The 20,540-nt window shown below is 55.6% G+C and carries 15 protein-coding genes and 1 pseudogene; 7 read left to right on the top strand and 9 right to left on the bottom strand.

All coding sequences use genetic code 11. From position 1 onward, the window contains the following. Positions 1 to 144: 144 nt before the first annotated feature. The 7 genes from ACRBB0_RS15730 to ACRBB0_RS15700 form a co-directional block, all read right to left on the bottom strand. Positions 145 to 1,353 carry a lytic murein transglycosylase gene (locus ACRBB0_RS15730; protein WP_431375399.1) on the bottom strand — a complete coding sequence of 403 codons (1,209 nt, stop codon included), beginning with the start codon at positions 1,351 to 1,353 and terminating at the stop codon, positions 145 to 147. A gap of 147 nt (positions 1,354 to 1,500) precedes the next feature. Continuing rightward, the gene (locus tag ACRBB0_RS15725) at positions 1,501 to 2,322 is read right to left on the bottom strand and encodes a sugar phosphate isomerase/epimerase family protein (protein ID WP_431375395.1); all 822 of its coding nucleotides are present in this window, start codon (positions 2,320 to 2,322) and stop codon (positions 1,501 to 1,503) included. Positions 2,323 to 2,331: 9 nt separating this feature from the next. Next, on the bottom strand, positions 2,332 to 3,141 hold the full coding sequence (locus ACRBB0_RS15720; protein ID WP_431375398.1) for a carbohydrate ABC transporter permease: 810 nt from the start codon (positions 3,139 to 3,141) through the stop codon (positions 2,332 to 2,334). 8 nt (positions 3,142 to 3,149) lie between these two features. Then, positions 3,150 to 4,019, bottom strand: coding sequence for a carbohydrate ABC transporter permease (locus tag ACRBB0_RS15715; protein WP_431375394.1), 870 nt, complete (start codon positions 4,017 to 4,019; stop codon positions 3,150 to 3,152). Between the two features lie 61 nt (positions 4,020 to 4,080). Beyond that, the gene (locus ACRBB0_RS15710; protein ID WP_431375393.1) at positions 4,081 to 5,364 is read right to left on the bottom strand and encodes an ABC transporter substrate-binding protein; all 1,284 of its coding nucleotides are present in this window, start codon (positions 5,362 to 5,364) and stop codon (positions 4,081 to 4,083) included. Between the two features lie 16 nt (positions 5,365 to 5,380). Beyond that, a complete protein-coding gene (locus ACRBB0_RS15705) occupies positions 5,381 to 6,463 on the bottom strand; it encodes an ABC transporter ATP-binding protein (RefSeq protein WP_431375392.1) in 1,083 nt (360 codons plus the stop codon). Beyond that, entirely contained in the window at positions 6,456 to 7,268 is an 813-nt protein-coding gene (locus tag ACRBB0_RS15700; protein WP_431375391.1) for a DeoR/GlpR family DNA-binding transcription regulator, read from the bottom strand. The genes ACRBB0_RS15705 and ACRBB0_RS15700 overlap by 8 nt, the downstream gene beginning before the upstream one ends. A 168-nt stretch (positions 7,269 to 7,436) precedes the next feature. On the opposite strand from ACRBB0_RS15700, the gene ACRBB0_RS15695 reads away from it, so the two are divergent. Further along, positions 7,437 to 8,609 carry a DUF4147 domain-containing protein gene (locus tag ACRBB0_RS15695; RefSeq protein ID WP_431375390.1) on the top strand — a complete coding sequence of 391 codons (1,173 nt, stop codon included), beginning with the start codon at positions 7,437 to 7,439 and terminating at the stop codon, positions 8,607 to 8,609. Here the strand turns inward: ACRBB0_RS15695 and ACRBB0_RS15690 are convergent. Beyond that, a complete protein-coding gene (locus tag ACRBB0_RS15690; RefSeq protein ID WP_431375389.1) occupies positions 8,592 to 10,040 on the bottom strand; it encodes a FadR/GntR family transcriptional regulator in 1,449 nt (482 codons plus the stop codon). The genes ACRBB0_RS15695 and ACRBB0_RS15690 overlap by 18 nt on opposite strands. Positions 10,041 to 10,249: 209 nt before the next feature. Here ACRBB0_RS15690 and ACRBB0_RS15685 point away from each other — a divergent pair, with 209 nt between their 5' ends. Beyond that, the gene (locus ACRBB0_RS15685; protein ID WP_431375388.1) at positions 10,250 to 11,215 is read left to right on the top strand and encodes a LysR family transcriptional regulator; all 966 of its coding nucleotides are present in this window, start codon (positions 10,250 to 10,252) and stop codon (positions 11,213 to 11,215) included. Positions 11,216 to 11,218: 3 nt separating this feature from the next. Here the strand turns inward: ACRBB0_RS15685 and ACRBB0_RS15680 are convergent, their stop codons facing one another. Beyond that, complete coding sequence (locus ACRBB0_RS15680; protein ID WP_431375387.1) at positions 11,219 to 12,745, bottom strand: trimethylamine methyltransferase family protein; 1,527 nt, start codon at positions 12,743 to 12,745, stop codon at positions 11,219 to 11,221. Between the two features lie 175 nt (positions 12,746 to 12,920). Here ACRBB0_RS15680 and ACRBB0_RS15675 point away from each other — a divergent pair, with 175 nt between their 5' ends. The 5 genes and pseudogenes from ACRBB0_RS15675 to ACRBB0_RS15655 all read left to right on the top strand — a co-directional run bounded on the left by ACRBB0_RS15675 (position 12,921) and on the right by ACRBB0_RS15655 (position 20,516). Next, entirely contained in the window at positions 12,921 to 15,356 is a 2,436-nt protein-coding gene (locus ACRBB0_RS15675; protein ID WP_431375386.1) for an FAD-dependent oxidoreductase, read from the top strand. 84 nt (positions 15,357 to 15,440) lie between these two features. Next, the gene (locus ACRBB0_RS15670; protein WP_431375385.1) at positions 15,441 to 16,568 is read left to right on the top strand and encodes an MHYT domain-containing protein; all 1,128 of its coding nucleotides are present in this window, start codon (positions 15,441 to 15,443) and stop codon (positions 16,566 to 16,568) included. A 143-nt stretch (positions 16,569 to 16,711) separates the two neighbouring features. Next, positions 16,712 to 17,566, top strand: coding sequence for an FAD binding domain-containing protein (locus ACRBB0_RS15665; protein ID WP_431375384.1), 855 nt, complete (start codon positions 16,712 to 16,714; stop codon positions 17,564 to 17,566). Between the two features lie 10 nt (positions 17,567 to 17,576). After that, a complete protein-coding gene (locus ACRBB0_RS15660; RefSeq protein WP_431375383.1) occupies positions 17,577 to 18,104 on the top strand; it encodes a (2Fe-2S)-binding protein in 528 nt (175 codons plus the stop codon). Beyond that, a pseudogene (locus ACRBB0_RS15655) lies at positions 18,101 to 20,516 on the top strand (aerobic carbon-monoxide dehydrogenase large subunit). Before ACRBB0_RS15660 ends, ACRBB0_RS15655 begins: the two are co-directional and overlap by 4 nt. Positions 20,517 to 20,540: the final 24 nt, after the last annotated feature.

Raw genomic sequence — 20,540 nt, 5'->3', positions numbered from 1 at the left:
AAATTCAGGAATCGCTGGGGACGGATGGCGCGGCATCACAGTCTCAATGGAATCACGAGTAGTTGGACAGTCCTATGACCTTCGCATCTCTGGAACGCCGAAGGCCCCGATCGCACCTCAACACACATATATGTACTGATGGACCTAACGGGCCAATGCTCTGCTCATAGACGCCGCAGGAAAACAGGTTTCGGTTTGGCCAGTCGCTTTTTGCCACCGGCCAATCGACCGACGTGTTTTGTATCCCGGCAAACCGTCTGCACCGCCTACATCATGCCCCAGCTTTTCCAATCCGCGCTGCATGGCGGCAATGTCAGAGCGCAGCATCTTGTCGGTCTTGCCCCAACTCGCAGTGAAATCGCCCATTCCATATTGAATTTTGTCGCCGACATGGCCGACAAACAGCGCATAGAGATCGCTGGTATTGTAATCTTTCAGAACGTAAAAATTCGGCGTCACGATAAAGGCCGGGCCGGAACGACCCGCAGGCATGAGCAAAAACCCTTCGGCACGCAATTCATGATCAGGAAAGGCTTTGCCAGACACGCGGCGCACCCCCATCTTTGCCCAATCACGGATTTTGCGCCCCTGATCCGGGCCTTCCAATGAGCAAGACACAGAGGCAGGCACAGTGACTTCGAACCCCCAATCGCGGCCTGTCTTCCAACCGTGCTTTTTGAGGTAGTTGGCGATTGAGGCAATTGTATCGGCCTCGGATTGCCAAATGTCGGCGCGTCCGTCGCCGTTCCCATCAGCGGCGTATTTCAAGAAACTGCTGGGCATAAACTGCGGTTGACCCAATGCCCCGGCCCAACTGCTTTTCATCGTTTGTGAACCGACATGCCCCGCCTGGGCGATTTGCAACGCGGCGACCAGCTCACCATAGAAGTATGGTTTGCGGGTGCTCATAAATGCCTTGGTCGCGAGAACTTCGATTGCGTTATGCTTGATGGGCACTTTGCCAAACCCGCTTTCACGGCCCCAGATACCCAAAACGATCCGCCCCGGAACACCGGTCTTTTTCTCAATCCGCGCAAGGGTGCTGCGATGGGCCTTGGCCATGCGTCGCCCCATGCTTGCTGTGCCGTCCACCGATGCGGGTCGAAAGTACTTTGAGGGGGCACCGAACTCCGCCTGTCCTTGTTTCTTTGGTACCGAGGTACCGCCCGGCGGCACCAATCCCGGCAATTTCCAATTCAAGGACACCCCGGCAAAAGACCGATCAAACACCGCTCGTGAAACACCTTGTTTGCGCGCAGCAGGCCAGACTGTTTGCTTTAACCATGTTTGAAACTGGCGCTCGACTGCGGTGCGGTTTTGGGCCGTCGCCGGCAGAGGTGCCAGTGCGAGCATAAAGAGGATTAGGCAAGAACGAATGATCACAAAAACATCCCGAAACTGGTTTCCAAAGCAGGGGTATTGAACGCCCCTGCTGGAAAGCTAGTCCAAGCCCGCCCGTCGGTCCATCACACACGGCCAGTTCTTGCCGACAGCCCGCGATCAACAGGCGATTTGGCGTGCCTCCAAGAGAGCCACCGTTTGCGGCAAAAGATGTTCGCGGTCGCGCGGCTCAATCAACAGACGCGGATTGGCACCGGTTCGTGCAATGGCGTCAAAAATGGCAGGCCAAGGCAAGGTGCCTTCTCCTGGGTGCCAATGACGGTCGGCATACCCATCGGCGTCCTGCAAATGCACATGACCCAGCGTGTCGCCAGCAGCGGCAATGAAGTCGGTGACGGGCGGCGCTTTGTATTGACCGTTTGCCAATTGCGCATGGCCGGTGTCGATGGAGGTTTTGAGGTGGTCCGAGCCAACCTCACGCACCAGATCAACGCGCATGAACGGATCGGCGTCATCAATGTTTTCCAACATCAAGACACATCCGATGTCGCGCGCCCGATTGACCACGGGAGCGAGGCATTCAAGGCTGGCTTCAAACAAAGATTGACGCAGCCATTCATAGTTTTGGTCATTCAGCCGGTGCCAAAAGGTAAACGGGCTGTGGACGACCATATGAGTGCCCGACAGGGATTCTGCGACCTCAAGGCCCTGTAGCAAACGCTGAGTGATGATAGCGCGCAATTCTGGATCTGGGTTCGAGATATCAAGCCCAAGGAAAGGCCCGTGAATGCCGACCGGGCCATGATACCCGTCCAGCAGAGGTTTGTAGGCAGACAGAAGTGCCTCACGATCATGCACAATGGCTTGAAACGTTACAAAATCTTGGATTTCCAGCGCGCGATCATGATCACGCATCCAGGTTTGCAAAAGCGCAAAAGCGTCATGTTTCAAAGCTGCGCCAAGGCGGGGGAGCGTGGTCATGAAGGGATCCTATTTGATGCCAGCGCGCATGAAGCTTTGCACGAATTGGCGTTGGAAGAGCAGAAAGGCCAGCAACAGCGGCCCGGATGTCAGCAGGGTTGCCGCGTTGATAATCGACCATTGGATGCCTGAATCGGTGGCGGCAAAGATTGACAGACCAACGGTCAGCGGACGGGTTTCAACCGAATTGGTGATGATCAGTGGCCATAGGAAATTGTTCCAATGCGCCGACACAGAGACCAACCCAAAGGCAAGGTAGGTCGGCTTGGCCAGTGGCATGTAAACCCGCCAAATCCGCCCCATGATTGACGTGCCTTCGATACGAGCCGCATCGTCTAATTCCTGGGGAATCGTCATAAAGGTCTGACGCAGAAGGAAGATGCCAAAGCCCGAAGCCATGTAGGGAAGCCCAATGGCCAAGATTGTATCGACAAGACCGAGATCACGCATGGTTTTGTAATTCTCAACCAGCAAGATGTCGGGCATCACCATCAGCTGGACCAGCACCAGTGAAAACAAGATGCCCTTGCCCCGAAAATCGAGCCGAGCAAAGGCATAGGCCGCCAAAGTGCCCAAAGCGATCTGCCCAACCAAAATCATGGTGACAAGGATAGTGGTGTTCAAAAAGTACCGCGCAAAGGGAGCCTGTGCCCATGCATCTGCGAAATTGGACAAGGTCAGGGGCGCCAAAATATCAAACCGGGTTTCATATTCAGACGGGTGAAATGCCGTCCAAACAGCATACGCCAGCGGCAAAACCCACAAAAGCGCCAAAGCCCATGCCGCCAAAGTGGTCAATGCGCGCTCCCATGAAAACATCAAATGGTTCATTTGTAATGCACCCGGCGATCAAGAAAGTAGAATTGCGCAATGGCGACGGCGGCCAAGATACCCAAAATCACAACCGTCAGCGTCGCGGCATAGGCCGTGTCCCAATACTGGAACGCCACCTCGTAGACATAAAACAACAACAGTTTCGACGCGTTGTTCGGCCCGCCTTCGGTCATGACAAAAATGTGGTCGATGAGGCGCACGGAATTGATCACCGCATTGATCGACACAAACAGCGTGGTGGGCATGATCAATGGCAACGTCACCCGGCGAAAGAAATACCAACGATTTGCTCCTTCCAGAGCAGCGGCTTCGCGCAAGGGCGTTGGAATGGTTTGCAAGGCTGCCAGATAAAAGATCATGAAGAAACCGGCCTCTTTCCAAACGGCCACGGCAATCATCGTGTACAAAACCGTATCGGTTTGCCCGACCCAGTTTTGCGCCGGGTATTCAAACACCCCGCGAATTTGGTCAATCAAACCAAAACCCGGCGTGTAGAAAAACATCCAGATATTGGCGACAGCGATCAACGGCAGCACGGTCGGAGTGAAAAACGCCATGCGCAAAAAGGCGCGTCCCGAGAGCTTTTCATTCACAAACACCGCCATCAGAAGGGCCAGAATGATCGACACCGGGATCGTTACAGCGGCATAAATCAGGTTGTTCATCAAGGCTTTGAAAAACACCGGATCGGCCAAAAGCGTGGCGTAGTTTTCAGACCCGACAAACACAGATGGGCGTCGGCCCCGACCGGTGGAAAAGAAACTGTTGATGAGTGTTTCAATCGCCGGGATATGCGTGAACCCGATCAGAATGATCATCGCGGGCAGCAAAAGCAGCCAAGCATATATCCAGTCACGGCGCATGAAGAAATCCGGTGAGTTGAGGGTAAAAGGGGGCGATGAGTGCCCCCTTTCCTAAGTTGGTTCAGCGGTAGCTTTTCAGAACAGCTTCGGCTTGGGCCTGAGCATCAGCCAAGGCATCTTGGGGCGATTTTTCGCCAGCAATTGCTGCGGCCAATGCATCATTTAGGAAGCTGGTCACACGGGCATTTTCATATGTCGACAGCTCTGCCACCGCGTGTTCAAGATGATCGCGGGTGACCAAAGCGGCGGGCACTTCGGCGACATAGGCTTTCATCGCATCGGTTTCCCAAGCATCGGCGCGCGGTGCCACATACCCGGTTGCAATCGACCATGTCGCCGCTTGCTCAGGGGCGGTGATCCACTGAACAAAATCAACCGCAGCGTCTTTCTGCTCTTCGGTTGAATCCTTGAACAAATAGAAGTTGCCGCCGCCAGTTGGGGCACCGTAACGCTCATCCGCCGGCAGGAAGCCAACTCCGAAATCAAACGGCGCGTTGGTACGGATGTTGGTCAAGTTGCCGGTCGAGGTCCAGATGATGGCAGATTCGCCTTCGAAGAACGCCTTGGGGGTCGCGCCCCAATCAATCGATCCTTCGGCCATAACAGCGTGCTCTTTGGACAGATCAACCAAAAACTCCAAAGCCCGTGCCACTTTGGGGTCGTCAAAGTTGGTCTTGTTGCCCTCGGCATTGGCCAGGATCGCTCCAGCAGGCGTCGAAAGCCCTTGGAACAGCCAGTAAGGGAAGCCAGCCGATGGAATGCGCAACCCCCACTGGGTCACATTGCCAGCACCATCTTTTTTGGTCAGCGCCTTGGAGGCGGTCAATAGCTCGTCCCAGTTGGCCGGGGCGACATCAGGGTTCAGACCGGCTTCGGCAAAGGCCTCTTTGTTCCAATACATAACAGGGGTCGAGCGCTGGAATGGGATGCCCCATGTTTTGCCGCCCGTCTGCGAGTTTTGCATAAAGGCCGGGTAAAATCCACCGATCCAATCGGCTTGTTCCGCGTCTGTCAGATAGGCGTCAAAGGGCTCGATCAGGTCTTCATCCATCAGGGTGAACATTTCGGTCGACAAAAGAACCGACAATTGCGGGGCGTTCCCACCGCGCGCCGCTGTGACCGCTTTGGTCGAGGCGTCGTTGTACGACCCCGCATATATGGCGTTGATCGAAACATCGGGATGCGCGGCCGTATATTCGGCCGTCAGGGCTTCAATCGTATCAGCCGCGGCACCGCCAACAGCCACAGGAAAGTAAAATTCCAGTTCAACAGCATATGCCGGAGCGCTGGTTGCCAAGGCCAAAACGGCACCGGCAGCGGAAGTTTTGAGAAAGTTCACAAGCATGGATTTAAAACCTTTGCTAAGTTGAAGACGCAAGGACCAAACCTTGCGCGTGATCGTTGGAGATACGGGCCCCGCTTTGGGTATCGAACACCGATAGGTTTTCGGCGTCGAACCCCAATGAAATCGGAGAGTTGAGTGGAAAATCGGTATGACCTGCGCCGCGCACGCGCACCAAAGCCGTCCCAATCCGACAGGTCATCAGCACATCAGCCCCGAAGAATTCGACCACTTCGACATGTCCGTTGAGCGGGCCGTCTTGGGCAATATAAATGTCTTCGGGACGCAGCCCCAACTGACAAGACCGGGCGCGATGCGTCGCAAACACTTGAGCATCGGGCATATCATTTGGGTCAAATAAGTTCATGGGCGGGGTGCCAATAAACTGCCCTGCAAAGGGCGTTGCAGGGCGTGCATATAGGGCGCGCGGCGTGTCGACCTGTTCGATATGGCCATTCTTCATCAAGACAACTTGATCGGCCATTGTCATGGCTTCGGCCTGATCATGGGTCACGTAGACCATTGTAAACCCAAGTTTTTGTTGCAGATCGCGCAATTCGGCCCGCATGTCCTGACGCAGCTTTGCGTCCAAATTGGACAAAGGCTCATCCATCAGGCATATGCGGCGTTCGGCAATAATCGCACGGCCAAGCGCAACCCGCTGTTGCTGTCCCCCCGAAAGTTCGCTGGGTTTGCGGCCAAGCAAATGCGACAGTTCGAGCAACGCTGCGACACGGTCCAGCTTTCTGGTGCGCTCAGCCTTTGGGGTGCGGCGGGTGCGCAGGCCAAAAATGATGTTTTCTGCCACCGACAAATGCGGAAACAGTGCGTAGGATTGAAACACCATGGCCAAGTCGCGCGCACTTGGCGGGTCTGAGGTTACGGCAACCTCATCGACAAAAACGTCACCCTGTGTTGGTGTTTCCAAGCCCGAAATCAACCGCAACAAAGTCGATTTCCCACAGCCCGAAGGGCCAAGCAGCGCGGTAAAGGATCCGGCAGGAATAGACAAAGACACATCATGCAGCGCAACGGCATCCCCCCAGGATTTCCGAAGGGACTGAAGCCGGATGGACCGGCCATTTAGGGCAAAATCACTCATGTCCATCTCCGGCTTGGGGCGTGACAAGGCCGGTGCCCGAGGCGCACAGCATGTCAACAATGTGTGGGGGCGGCACGGCATCACAAAACACCGTATGAACGGATGAAATGTCGCCACCACGAACATGGGCGCGGCGGCCAAATTTGCTTCGGTCCAACACCAGAAATGCCGCATTGCAACTGGCCTGAATGGCGGCGCGGCAAGCGACTTCCTCTTCTGTAAAGTCCAACAGATCGCCGGTTGCGCCCACCCCTCCGACCCCGAAAATTCCGAAATCGACACAGTAGCGACCGAAGAAGTTTTCGACGGCAGGCCCAAGAACATCGCGGTCGCCCGCCCGCAACGTTCCTCCGGGTATGGTCACCGACCAATTGCTTTGCGCGCTTGCCAACATTGCAACGTTGAGGTTGTTGGTGAAAATGTTCAGGTCAGATTTGCCGATCAGCGCTTCGACCACCACTTGCGGTGTTGTCCCAATCGAAACCGCCAAGGAAGAGCCATCTTCCACCTCAGCCGCGACCAGGTCGGCCAAGGCCTTTTTGCCGGGCGCGTTCAAGGCGCTGCGATGTGCATTGACCAGATTGCCCCTCGGAACCGGCATATCCACACCGCCGCGAACGCGCCGCAATTCTCCCGCTTCGCTCAGGATATTGACATCGCGGCGAATGGTTTGAGGTGACACGCAATAGCGGTCAGCCATCTCCTCAATACCCAAAAAGCCAAGCTTCTGAACTTCTAGCAGGATGTGATTTTGGCGATCTGAATACGAAATGGGACAAATCCACGTGAACAGCGTTTGCCGCATTTACAGCGAATTTCGTGACGTTCATTTGAAAGCGTCGTGACGCTCAAATGAACATTGCGTTTCAGATTTGTAACGGCGTGCCGCGGAGGCACATGATCACGATCCGCAGTTGTTTCATCTTGAACGCGTCTGGTATATTTATTAGACCAAGTCTAATCGGAGGATGACATGACCAATCTCACATCGGATACAGCCACGCGGCGGCAGCTTGCGTTGGACCTTTGGAAAACGGGGGTGTCCAGCGCATCTGGGTCAAACGCTGTGACACAGGTCATTAAAGCCAATAAGCTAACCAGCCCAACGGGCATTGTAGCCATTGGCAAGGCAGCCGCCGCCATGACGCTGGGCGCCATGACAATCGCCCGACAGGGCACCAAGGCTCTTGTTGTCACCAAATACGGGCACGCTGAGAGCGCGCTGACCGCGAACAGCGCAGTCGAGATCATTGAATCCGCGCATCCGATCCCGGATCAAAATTCGCTGCGCGCAGGCAAAAGGGTGCTGGAATTTGTCCAGGGTCTTACGAGCGATGATCGCTTGTTGCTTTTGATTTCGGGCGGCGCGTCGTCATTGGTTGAGGTTCTCACGCCCGGTATCACCTTGGACGATCTGCGTGAGTTGAACCAAGACATGATCAGCCAAGATCGCACGATTGAAGAAATCAACGCAGCGCGCCGCGAGCTCTCCATGATCAAGTCAGGCGGGCTCCTGTCGCATTTCAAAGGCGCACATGTCGATGTTGTTTTCATTTCGGACGTCGCCAAGGACGATCCCAATGTTATCGGTTCTGGTATCGGGCATATCGCCGCCAAGGGCAGCCGTGCTTTCACGATGAACAGCTATGTTGCGGCTAACAACGCGTCGGCGCGCGCAGCTGTCGCGGGTGAGGTCACGCGACGTGGGGAGGCCTGTGTTGAAAACAGCGAAACCCTAAGCGGTGAAATTTCCGACCTGTCGAAAACGTTGGCCGACGCGTTGCGCGTTGGGGCAGAGGGCGTTTACATTTGGGGCGGAGAACCCGTTGTGAACTTGCCTGAAAACCCCGGAAATGGGGGCCGAAACCAAGCGCTGGCTTTGCTGTTAGCGCGCGAGCTTCAAGGCGTTGATGGCATAACAGTCGTCGTTGGAGGAACCGACGGGACCGATGGCCCCACAAATGCGGCCGGCGGCATTATTGATGGATCAACATACAAGCAATCGCTGGGCCACGATGACGCGATCACCCGCGCCAATGCAGGCGATGCATTGGCCGATAGTGACGCTCTGCTCGTCACCGGGCCGACGGGCACGAATGTCATGGATCTGATTGTTGCGGTGAAAGCCTCACCCGCCAGCCAATAGCGCCCGGATATCAGAAATATTTTCAAAACCCTTGCGCCGTTCTAAATCCCTGAGACCATCCACGACATAGGAAAGATGATCGCGCATCGCATCCGACGCAGCGGGCCCATCACACGCGACAACGGCCCGAAAAATAGCGACATGTTGGTTGTGAATAGGCCGGTTATCGCCCGCATACTCGGCGTGCCGCACGAGCCAGTCGGATGTCACCCTTTCAATGATGGCCCAAAAGGATTCCAAAAGGGCGCTAAGCGCCGGGTTCCCACAGCTCTCTGCAAGCAGCTTGTGAAACTCAATGTCGACAGACGGATATGCCTGAGGCTCGGCCTGCACCGCGTGTTCCATGCGCCCCAGCAGACCACGTAAGGCGTCTTTCTGTTCCACATTCATTTTCTGAGCGGCAACACTTACCGTCCACTCCTCAAGCAAAAGCCGAAATTCAAACATGGCTTCGACCGCTGCGGGATGTCTCAAAATAGCGTTTGTCAAAGCCGCAATGGGATCCTTGCGAATGTTCGAAACGACACTGACCACGCCTCGCTTTTCAAATTGGACAAGCCCATTTGCAGCAAGCTGATGAAACGCCAGCTTGACCGCGTTTTCCGCATGTCCAATCTCTCGGGACAGGTCCTTTAGGTTCGGGAATTTCAGACCAACCTGGTATGTTCCGTCACAAATTCGTGCCGCCAAATCATGATACGCGCGTTCCTGGGGCGAAATCTCTGAGACCTTTGATGGCAGCTCAAACCTCAGACCAAAATTGCTTTCCAGAGCGGCAATCCTAATCTGTTCCATCAGAGACCTCACCACGTCTCCGTCCCCATCCGCGATACGGCTCACAGTATGGCAAAACCGCTCAACCGCATCGGCCTGAGATGCAATCTGAGCCAGCCCGGCGCCTATCGACGCGCGAAACCCGCACAGCAGATTATGCACGACTTGAATGCCAAAGAAGTTATAATTGGCCTCAACCAGTTTCATAACCAAATCGTAAAAGGCCTCAGTGGCCGCCTCGCTCGCTGTGTCGCTCATTTCAAGAACCATCTGGTCCACTGCGGCTTGGGTTCTGTTGCGATCCGACGGGTTGGCACGACGGGTTGCGGACTGCGTCATGCCCGCACATGTCTGAGACAAAACATCAAAGAGATGCGCTGCGCTGTCAGCCCCAAGCTGATGAAACGATTGGGTCAAAACCTCATCGATAACGTCTGAAATCTGGTGGCCATTGGCCGCCGAGCGCAAAAGCCCTTTGGCCTGCAACCGCGACAACGCTTGGCGCAGGGTTGTTCTGGACACCCCGATATCCTTGGAAAGCTGACGCTCAGACGGCAGATTGGTCTCTGGCCGGATTGCACCAGAAAAAATCAGCCCTTCAATACTGTGCTCAAGCACATCAACGGCGTTCGGGATTTTTAGTTCTGGAAACTTCATGAAACCTCTAGGAGATTGGTTGCGCGTTTCACCTGACATCTCGTTTCAGCTATCATCAAGCCTCACCTGCGGGACATCCCCCCTGCCACATGAACGAGAGCACCCCATCTGCCAAGCCGATTTGTAGAACCAGTTGGGTCAAATGGGAAACCGGTAGTCCGCGCATTTTGCGCTGTCATTTTGCTACGCTTGCGCATTTAGATGGGCACATGGCCGATTCAATTCCCTCTCTCAAATGGTTCACAACCTTTCAAAGCCTTGCGCAATCGGGTTCGGTGCAAATGACCGCGGCTCAGACGCAGCAATCTGACAGCACCGTGTCGTATCATTTGCAAAATTTGGAAAGGCACTTGGGGACCGCGCTGTTCGACCATTCGTGCCGACCGATGCGGCTCACGGCGCAAGGGGCGACATATCTGCGCTATGTAGAAGAGGTTTTGGCCCTTTTGGACCAAGCACGATCCGACGTGACAACTCTGGCACCACAAACTCTGCGCCGTTTGCGGTTTGCAATGATTGAGGATTTTGAAAGCGATATCGGCCCCGAAATCACCCGACTTCTGGCCACCGCCCTGCCGAATTGTCGATTGACCCATTACACAAGGATGAGCCACGATATCCTCGACCTGCTGCGCAATCGCGACGTGGATATTGGCATAGCCACACAGCCGCAAACTCCGTTGGCGAATGTGACGGAAATGCCGATGTTGCGCGATCCCTTTGTTTTGGCGGTGCCAGCAGGATCGGAGACGACGGCCGAAGATTTTGTTCAAGGCCGTAGCGAACTGCCATTCTTACGATACATGGGTAGCCAGATCATGGGTATGATGATCGAAGCGCAATTGGCCCGTCTGCGGATCAAACTTGACAACACCCATGAGCTCGACAGCACATCTTCGATCATGGCACTCGTCGCGCAAAACGGCGGTTGGACCATAACCACGCCAAGCAATTACGGCCGGTCCAAACGGTTTCAAGGACAGGTCACGCTCCTGCCCTTTCCGCGCAAAACATTTGCGCGCACAATTTCGATGTTTGTAGCCGAGCCGCATTTGGACAGTCTTGCCCAAACGGTTTTGACGGCGATGCGCAGTCAGCTCGCGACACACACTATTGGCCCGATCATAACGGCCTATCCTTGGCTGCGAGATGGGTATCGACTTCTGCCCGACTAACGGTCAGTCCAAGATATTGAACATGGCGCGAATGTCTTGGTCCTGTTTGGGGCTCAGATAGGTGGGATGGTGCGTGTTCAGCACGTCGCGCGCACGGCTGTTGGCACGGTTCCATGCATCTTTGGCACCGCGATCCTGCCAAGTTTTGGGCTGTTCTCGGTCCGCCAGTTTCGGATAGTGATAATCACGCTCCATTGCCTGATAGGTCGCATCTGCCCCAAGGAAGTGCCCCGCGCCCAATACCGAATTGCATATGGTTTCAAACGCCAAATTTTCCTCGCTCACCTCGACCCCGCGCAATGCGCGATAGGTCATGGCATGCATCTCATCGTCAAGAATGAAGGCCTCAAAACTGGCCCCAAGAAGGGCTGCGGTCATGCCTGAGCTTTCATAGATGAGATTGCCACCGGCCAGAGCGGCTGCCAAACTGGTCATCCCCTTTTCAACCCCATATTGCGCATCAATCGCCTTGGCGTCGGTCATCGAACAGGCCACCCCAGATGGCAATCCCAGCCAATTCGACAGCTGCGCAGACGCGGCATTGAGCACTGTCGTTTCCCCGCCACCCCCCGCAAAGGCCCCGCTGCGCAGGTCAATCACTAGCGGCCAATTCGAAAACACCATCGGAAAACCCGGCGAGATCACATTAACCATCACCAAACTCGCCAATGTCTCGGCCAAGGATTGCGCCAAAAAACCTGCGAGCGTGGCCGGCGCAGTGGCACCCGCCTGTGCCGCAGTGATGCACGACATGGGAATGTTGTGTTCCATGCATTTGTAAACCACATCCACCGCGTCTTCGCCAAACCGCATGGGTGAGATGACCGGGCTTATATGGGCTTTGCAAAACGGACGCTTGGCAAAGGCCCCTGCGCCACCGGCAGCAATGTCAAACATCTTGATGATCGGGTCGACATGCGCTGCGATTGTAAAGGCGGTGGCAACGGGTTTTGTGGTGTTGCGCAGCAGCGCGTAGGCGGTGTTGACGTCCAGATCAAACATATCGGGCACATCGGTGGCGATGCAGCAGCGCGTGAACCACGCAACGTTGTCCAGAGTGTCTTGAAGCCGGGTGAAATTGTGCAAATCCTGCAGGGTCGATGGGCGGTAAAGCCCGCTGTCCAAGTCAAGCGTATTGACCGCCGCGCCACCAGTGCCGAAATAGACCCGCGCGCCGCCCACATGAATATCGCGATCTGGATCACGGCCATAAAGGGTGAACTCTTTGGCCGCGTCACTGATTGCCTGTTGCACCATGAATTCGGGAAATCCAATCCTTCCGTTGCCCAGTTCAACCGCGCCTGCCGCCAATAGGTCAGCTTGCAACCTGTCGGGAACCTCGCCCATCCCCAGCTCAGCCAATAATCGCAGCGCCGTGTCTAAAATCGCCTGCATTTGAGGGCCGTCCAGCGGTGTATAAGCCCCCCCGATTTGACCGGCCGGAGCCGGATTGACTTTGGGCGGGGCCGCGCGAGCAGTCAGCCGTGCTTTGCGCCCGGATCGGCGCGGTTTGTTTGGTCTCTGTTCCATGAACCCTCGGTCTGGCTTGATCCCACAGGACCCCTTGCGAAGCTGCCAATCAATTGGCGCACACAATTTCCTGAAAATCTAAATTCTTATTCCTGATTTTTAGGAAATATGGGTTGGCATTGACGTGCCCCCCTTTGCCTCGCTCTGGTGGCACCAGATCAACAAAGGGGTCATCATGAAATCGCATGCCAAAGTTGTCGTCATCGGTGGCGGGATCGCCGGATGTTCCACGCTGTATCACCTGACCCAAGAGGGATGGAGTGATGTTGTCTTGCTCGAACGCAACGAACTGACGTCCGGCACCACGTGGCATTCGGCGGCGCAGGTCACAAATTTTGGCATGAACCAAACCATGGTGGGTCTGAAAACCCACTCTATCAATCTCTACAAAGAGCTGCGTGATGATCCCGATTATCCGGTGAGCTACAACCACGGAGATGGTGGCATTCGGCTTGCCAATACCGAGGCGCAGATGGATGGCTACCGGCATTTTGCCTCGATGGCACGTGGCATGAATGTTGATTTCGACGTCATTGATGCCGCCGAATGCGCCCGTCGTCATCCGCTGATTTCCACAGACAATTTGGTTGGCGGGCTTTGGGATGGCAATGACGGTGACATCGACCCGGCCAGCCTGTGCCAAGCCTTGGCCCGCCGAGCCCGCAAAGCAGGGGCACAAGTGTATCGCAACACCCCCGTCACGGGCCTGACCCAACACAAAGACGACAGTTGGACGGTGCATACCGAGCACGGCGACATCACCTGCGAAATCGTTGTGAATGCCTGTGGGTATCGCGTGAACGAAGTGGGCGCGATGATGGGTGTGCACCACCCGGTCATGTCAATGGAACACCAGTATTTCGTCACCGATGACATCCCCGCAATCCGCGATGCAGGCCATCGCATGCCGCTCTTGCGGTGCCCGATCAGTGACTATTATTGCCGTCAGGAAAAGAACGGTTTGCTGGTCGGGTTCTATGAACAAAACTGTAAAACATGGGGTATGGATGGCATTGACCCGCATTTCGTCAACGCGCTCTGCCCAGATGATCTCGACCGGATCACGGACGTGCTCGAGGGGGCGTTTGAACGTATGCCCGCCCTGGCCGATGTGGGCATCAAGACGATCGTAAACGGCCCGATCACATATACCATTGATGGCGCGCCCCTGGTTGGTCCAATCCCCGGCAAACGAAATGCGTTTTGTATTATCGGTCTGCGCGCGGGTCTTGGCGAAGGTGGTGGACATGGCTGGCTGCTGGCCCAGCAGATCGTGCATGGTGAGGCCTGTTATGACACATGGTGCATCGATCCCCGCCGCTTTGCCGCCCATACCAATGTTGAGCTGACTGCGCTTAAGGCCATCGAAGATTACCAAAACGAGTTTCGCTTTCATTTCCCCAATGAACATCGCCCCGCAGGCCGCATGGCGAAAACCACGCCTTTGACGCCGGTTTTGGCCGCTGAAGGTGCTGTGTTTACAACGGTCAACGGGTGGGAGCGCGCTGAGTTTTACAAACCGAATGCCGATTTTCACATCACTCACAGCTTTCGGTTTGACGAAAGCCATGATCTGGTCGGGGCCGAAGTGAATGCGGTGCAAACAGCGGTCGGCCTTTGCGAAGTTGATGGATTCAACCGGATTGAAGTGACGGGCTCCGACGCTTGGGCCTTCCTCGATCGGATGATCTGTGGGCGCCTGCCACGTAAATCTGGCCGGGTTGGGTTGGGATATATGCTCAACCACCACGGCATGCTTAAAAGCGAAGTGACTATTGCCAATCTCCCGGCGACGGATCGCGGCAGTGAGCGGATTTGGCTTGGATCTGCGGCTGCGGCCGAATGCCATGATATGGATTGGCTGCAATCTCATGTTGGCGCGGATGACGATGTTCAAATGCGCGCGCTAACCAATGATCAAACCATTCTGGTACTCGCCGGGCCCAGATCCCGCGATGTGATGAACAAGGTGAGCCGCAATGATTGGTCAAAAACCGGGTTCCCATGGCTGTCGGTGCGTGAATGCTTCATCGGAATCGCTCCGGCCACTGTGATGGCGGTGAGCTTCTCAGGCGAACTGGCCTATGAAATTCACATCCCGAATGCCTCGCTTTATGCTGCCTATCTGGCGCTCCGCGAGGCCGGGGAGGAACATGGTTTGAAACTATTTGGCGGGTTGGCTGTCGACTCGATGCGGTTGGAAAAAGGATACCTGCATTGGAAAGCTGATATCCTGACCGAATTCGACCCGTATGAAACGGACTTGGGACGTTTTGTAGACATGTCCAAACCCGACTTTATCGGCAAAAAGGCACTGGCCGAACGTCTGGCCATTGGCCCTCAAAAACGCCTTGTGACGTTGAACGTCACCTGCAACACATCCGCGGCGCAGGCCGGGGCATCGGTGATGCTCCAGGGCAAGGTTGTCGGCACGGTGACGTCGGGTGCCTATGGCCATCGCACCGGCAAAAACCTTGCCTATGCGTTTGTCGATCCAGATTTGGCCAATGCCGGAACGGCGGTGCAAATTGACATGCTGGGCCACATGGAAACGGCCGAAATCGTCCCCAAAGGCCAATATGATCCGCATCTAACGCATGTCAGAAGCTAGAGAAAACCTGCGACTCTCCCAAAGCGGAGTACACCATCAGTAGAAAACTTGCGGGGACGTTACGAGTTAAGGTAGAGGTCGCCTATGCAAATTCTCGACGTCTCTCATAGCCCCGTGCTGGTTTTTGCCTCGCTTTTGGTCGCGCTCATGGCCGGGTTTACCGGGCTGTCGTTGACCAAGGGCCTATCAGATCGCAGCGTCGCGCATCGCAAAATCCTGATCGTTCTGGCCGCCATCGCTTTGGGCGGCGGGATTTGGTCGATGCATTTCGTGGCCATGCTCGGTCTGCAATTGCCGATTTTGTTTTTCTATGACGCAGCGATCACGCTCACCTCGGCGCTTGTGGCGATCTTAGTCGTAGGTTTTGCGCTGCTGATCCTACATTTCTGGAAACGCACCCGTGGCACTTTGGTTCTGGCCGGGGTGATTGTTGGCCTTGGCGTTTTGGCAATGCACTACCTTGGCATGTCCGCGATGGAGCTGTGTCAGGCGATCTATTCGCCAACTGGAATTGCCTTGGCCGTTGTGTCGTCATGTGTTCTGAACATCGCGGCCTTTGCCATTGCCTACGGCAAGCGAACCCAACGCAATATCGTCCTTGGCACCCTCTTCTTTGGCTTCGCGGTTTTTGCCGTCCACTTCGTCGCCATGAGCGGCACAGATTTTGTCGCCATTGATGTGCTCTCCGAAGTCGGCCCGTTGATCAGCAACGAAGTTATGGCCATCGGCGTCGTGCTTTCGAGCTTTGTTTTGTGTGGGGCATTTTTGCTCACCGGGGTGACATTCCTGACCCCCGATGAAACGCCTGTTTCCGACACCATCGCCCCCAAACATTCTGCGCCTGAAGCAGAGCCACCAAAGCAAACTCAGCCCGCCCTATCGACCCAACAAATTCCTTACGAGCATGAAGGGCGAACCCTGTTCCAAGACACCAGCTCTGTCGCCGCCATTCGAGCTGAGGGGCATTACACGTATCTCTATACCGCCGACGATAAACTGTTTTGCGTCTGGTCGATCTCCGAAGCGGCCAAACGGCTCGAAACCGGCCCGTTTATCCGCACGCATCGCAGCTATCTGATCAACCCCGCGCATGTCTCTGGGTTTGAGAGATTTAAAGACAACGGCGTGTGCCATTTCGAAACAGCCAACCTTGCCAAAGTTCCGGTGAGCCGATCACGACTCAAGGCTGTGCGCGCCGCTTTGGGCGTTTAACCTCTTTCGCAGTTCGTGCAATGCATGTCGCACTTCGTGCACAAATCCACTCTTTTCAGTTAATATTTGATGCAGGTCGCCGCGCCTTCGCCTCACCTCCCCATCACAAAGCCAGATGAACTGCATGTCGGGGAGGACAAGCAATGATACCAGCGGCGTTCGATTATTATCGGCCCAAAACCATGGGGGATGTGATCGCCATTCTACAAGAACATGGCGATGATGCCCGTGTCATGGCAGGCGGGCACAGCCTCATTCCAATGATGAAATTGCGCATGGCCGACGTGCCACATTTGATCGACCTGCAAGCGGTCGACGGATTGAACGGCATTACCATCGCCGGCGGGCGCATCACGTTGGGGGCGATGGTCACCCAACATGATCTGATCAACAACGATGGCCTTTCCAACGCTGCGCCAATCCTGCGCGAAGCCGCGCTTCAAATCGCCGACCCCCAGGTGCGTTATATGGGCACCGTTGGCGGGAATGTCGCCAACGGCGATCCGGGGAACGATATGCCGGGCTTGATGCAATGCCTTGATGCTCAGATCAACCTCATCGGGCCCGAAGGCGAACGCTCGGTCGCGGCGCGAGACTATTACGAAGCCGCCTATATGACCGCCCGCGAAGATGACGAAGTTTTGGTTTCGGTTGAATTTAACGCGCCCATTGGCGGCTTTGCTTACGAAAAGCAGAAGCGCAAAATCGGTGACTATGCAACCGCCGCCGCCGCGGTTCAAATCTCAAAATCCGACGGCAAAGTCGCGACAGCCTCCATCGCTATGACCAACCTAAGCGACGTCCCGGTTTGGTCCGATGCCGCCGCCGCCGCTTTGATCGGAACCGCTTGCGACGTTGACGCGATCAATGCCTCGGCCGCCGCCATGCTGGGCGACATTGATCCTTCCGAGGACAACCGTGGCCCGGTTGCGTTCAAACGCCATGTGGCTGCCGTCACACTGGCCCGCGCCATCGCACGCGCCTTTGACCGGGCATAAGGGGAACACCATGTCTGACAAAATGCATATCAAACTGAACGTGAACGGTGAGGACAAAGAATTCCTTGCTGAGCCACGCGAATTACTGATCTACGCGCTGCGCGAAAAGCTCGACATCACTGGCCCGCATGTAGGATGTGACACATCACATTGCGGGGCCTGTACGGTCACGATGAACGGCAAATCGGTCAAGTCTTGCACCGTATTTGTTGCCCAGGCCGACGGGGCCGAGATCACCACCATTGAAGGGATCGGCACCCCTGATGCGCTTCACGTCCTGCAGGAGAGTTTTCGCGAACATCACGGGCTTCAGTGCGGGTTCTGCACACCCGGCATGATCACCCGCGCCACCAAGCTTTTGGAGGAAAACCCAAACCCAAGCGAAGAAGACGTTCGGTTCGGCATGGCGGGCAATATCTGCCGCTGTACCGGGTATCAGAACATCGTCAAATCCATCCTTGCTGCGGCAAGCGAGATTAACGCGCAGGCCTCAAGTAGCGAAGCGGTAGGCCAAACCAAAGTGGAGGCAGCGGAATGAACGATATGACCCCAGATCGCGAAGAACGCTCTGCCAACCTCAAAGGGATGGGCTGTTCCCGCAAACGCGTTGAAGATGCCCGTTTCACCCAAGGCAAGGGCAACTATGTCGATGACATCAAGCTGCCCGGCATGTTGCACGGCGATTTCGTGCGCTCGCCCTATGCCCACGCCAAAGTTGTCTCTGTCAACAAAGAGGCCGCTCTGGCCCTGCCCGGTGTTGTGGCGGTTTTGACCGCCGAAGACCTCGCGCCGCTCAACCTGCATTGGATGCCGACCCTTGCGGGTGACAAACAGATGGTTCTGGCCGATGGCAAGGTGCTTTTCCAAGGCCAAGAAGTTGCCTTTGTCGTCGCCTCCGATCGCTATGTGGCCGCCGATGCGGTTGAGCTTGTTGAGGTGGAATACGAAGAACTGCCGGTGATCACCGATCCGTTTGAATCGTTGAAATCCGATGTGGTTTTGCGCCCTGATCTGGATGGTCAAACCGAAAGCGCGCACGGTCCGCGCAAACATCACAACCATATTTTCACATGGGAACAAGGCGACGAAAGCGGCACCAATCAGGTGATCGACAATGCCGATGTGGTTGCCACGGAATCCATGTATTATCATCGCACTCACCCCTGCCCGCTTGAAACCTGTGGCAGTGTGGCGTCGATGGACAAGGTCAATGGCAAGTTGACCCTTTGGGGCACGTTCCAAGCGCCGCATGTGGTGCGTACTGTCGCGTCGCTTTTGTCTGGTATCGAAGAGCATAACATTCGCGTTGTGTCGCCCGACATCGGCGGCGGTTTTGGCAACAAGGTTGGGGTCTATCCCGGCTATGTTTGCTCCATCGTTGCCTCAATTGTGACCGGGGTCCCGGTGAAATGGGTCGAGGATCGGATGGAAAATCTGATGTCCACCGCCTTTGCCCGCGACTATCACATGACCGGCAAAATTTCCGCGACCAAAGAAGGTAAGATCACCGGTTTACATTGCCATGTGACAGCGGATCATGGCGGGTTTGACGCTTGCGCCGATCCGACCAAATTCCCGGCGGGTTTCATGAACATCTGCACCGGGTCATATGACATTCCGGTCGCTTATCTGGCCGTGGATGGGGTTTACACCAACAAAGCACCGGGCGGTGTTTCCTATCGCTGTTCCTTCCGCGTGACCGAGGCGGTTTATTTCATCGAACGAATGATCGAAGTCCTTGCGATTGAGTTGGACATGGATGCCGCCGAGCTGCGCCGCATCAACTTTATCAAGAAAGAACAGTTCCCATATACCGCCGCCTTGGGTTGGGAATATGACTCAGGCGATTATCACACGGCATGGGACAAGGCGTTGAAGACCGTTGATTATGACGGTCTGCAAGGAACAGGCCGAACGGGTCGAGGCGTTCAAGCGCGGTGAAACCCGCAAGCTGATGGGCATTGGTCTGACCTTCTTTACCGAGATTGTCGGGGCCGGGCCGGTCAAGAACTGTGACATCCTTGGCATGGGCATGTTTGATAGCTGCGAAATCCGTATCCACCCGACCGGGTCTGCGATTGCGCGTTTGGGCACGATTTCCCAAGGTCAGGGTCACGCGACGACCTTTGCGCAAATCCTAGCGAGCGAGATCGGGATTTCCGCCGATAGCATCACGATCGAGGAAGGCGACACCGACACCGCGCCTTATGGGCTTGGCACCTACGGGTCGCGCTCAACCCCGGTTGCGGGGGCGGCAACGGCGATGGCCGGGCGAAAAATCCGCGCCAAGGCGCAGATGATTGCCGCCTATCTGCTTGAGGTGCATGACGACGACGTTGAATTCGACATTGACCGTTTTGTGGTCAAAGGTGCGCCTGAAAAGTTCAAGACGATGAAGGAAATCGCCTACGCCGCCTATAACCAAGCCATTCCGGGGATCGAACCAGGGCTTGAGGCGGTGAGCTACTATGATCCGCCAAACATGACCTATCCCTTTGGGGCCTATGTTTGTGTGATGGACATTGACGTCGATACAGGTGTTCCCGAAATCCGTCGGTTTTATGCGCTGGATGATTGCGGCACGCGGATCAACCCGATGATCATCGAAGGGCAAATCCATGGTGGTTTGACCGAAGCCCTTGCCGTCGCTTTGGGCCAGGAAATTGCCTATGACGACATCGGCAATGTGAAAACCGGGACGTTGATGGACTTCTTCTTGCCCACCGCATGGGAAGTGCCCAATTACGAAACCGATTTCACCGTGACGCCAAGCCCGCATCATCCGATCGGCGCAAAAGGCGTGGGCGAAAGCCCCCATGTCGGCGGTGTGCCATGTTTCTCGAATGCGGTTCAGGATGCGTTCCGGGCCTTTGGCAACCGGCACACCAACATGCCCCACGATCATTGGCGCATTTGGCAAACCGCCAACCAGCTTGGCCTACATGATTAACTGAAACGGGGCGGTACAGGCGCC

Source organism: Pelagimonas sp. (assembly GCF_050633425.1).
GTDB lineage: Bacteria > Pseudomonadota > Alphaproteobacteria > Rhodobacterales > Rhodobacteraceae > Pelagimonas.
This window is presented reverse-complemented; position numbering and strand designations above follow the sequence as displayed.

Excerpts from the sequence above, each read along its gene's own strand:
- ACRBB0_RS15705 (WP_431375392.1), bottom strand. The coding sequence starts at position 6,463 with ATGAGTGATTTTGCCCTAAATGGCCGGTCCATCCGGCTTCAGTCCCTT.
- ACRBB0_RS15720 (WP_431375398.1), bottom strand. The coding sequence starts at position 3,141 with ATGTTTTCATGGGAGCGCGCATTGACCACTTTGGCGGCATGGGCTTTG.
- ACRBB0_RS15670 (WP_431375385.1), top strand. The coding sequence starts at position 15,441 with ATGCAAATTCTCGACGTCTCTCATAGCCCCGTGCTGGTTTTTGCCTCG.
- ACRBB0_RS15695 (WP_431375390.1), top strand. The coding sequence starts at position 7,437 with ATGACCAATCTCACATCGGATACAGCCACGCGGCGGCAGCTTGCGTTG.
- ACRBB0_RS15730 (WP_431375399.1), bottom strand. The coding sequence starts at position 1,353 with ATGCTCGCACTGGCACCTCTGCCGGCGACGGCCCAAAACCGCACCGCA.
- ACRBB0_RS15675 (WP_431375386.1), top strand. The coding sequence starts at position 12,921 with ATGAAATCGCATGCCAAAGTTGTCGTCATCGGTGGCGGGATCGCCGGA.
- ACRBB0_RS15660 (WP_431375383.1), top strand. The coding sequence starts at position 17,577 with ATGTCTGACAAAATGCATATCAAACTGAACGTGAACGGTGAGGACAAA.
- ACRBB0_RS15680 (WP_431375387.1), bottom strand. The coding sequence starts at position 12,745 with ATGGAACAGAGACCAAACAAACCGCGCCGATCCGGGCGCAAAGCACGG.
- ACRBB0_RS15710 (WP_431375393.1), bottom strand. The coding sequence starts at position 5,364 with ATGCTTGTGAACTTTCTCAAAACTTCCGCTGCCGGTGCCGTTTTGGCC.
- ACRBB0_RS15665 (WP_431375384.1), top strand. The coding sequence starts at position 16,712 with ATGATACCAGCGGCGTTCGATTATTATCGGCCCAAAACCATGGGGGAT.
- ACRBB0_RS15725 (WP_431375395.1), bottom strand. The coding sequence starts at position 2,322 with ATGACCACGCTCCCCCGCCTTGGCGCAGCTTTGAAACATGACGCTTTT.
- ACRBB0_RS15715 (WP_431375394.1), bottom strand. The coding sequence starts at position 4,019 with ATGCGCCGTGACTGGATATATGCTTGGCTGCTTTTGCTGCCCGCGATG.
- ACRBB0_RS15685 (WP_431375388.1), top strand. The coding sequence starts at position 10,250 with ATGGCCGATTCAATTCCCTCTCTCAAATGGTTCACAACCTTTCAAAGC.
- ACRBB0_RS15700 (WP_431375391.1), bottom strand. The coding sequence starts at position 7,268 with ATGCGGCAAACGCTGTTCACGTGGATTTGTCCCATTTCGTATTCAGAT.
- ACRBB0_RS15690 (WP_431375389.1), bottom strand. The coding sequence starts at position 10,040 with ATGAAGTTTCCAGAACTAAAAATCCCGAACGCCGTTGATGTGCTTGAG.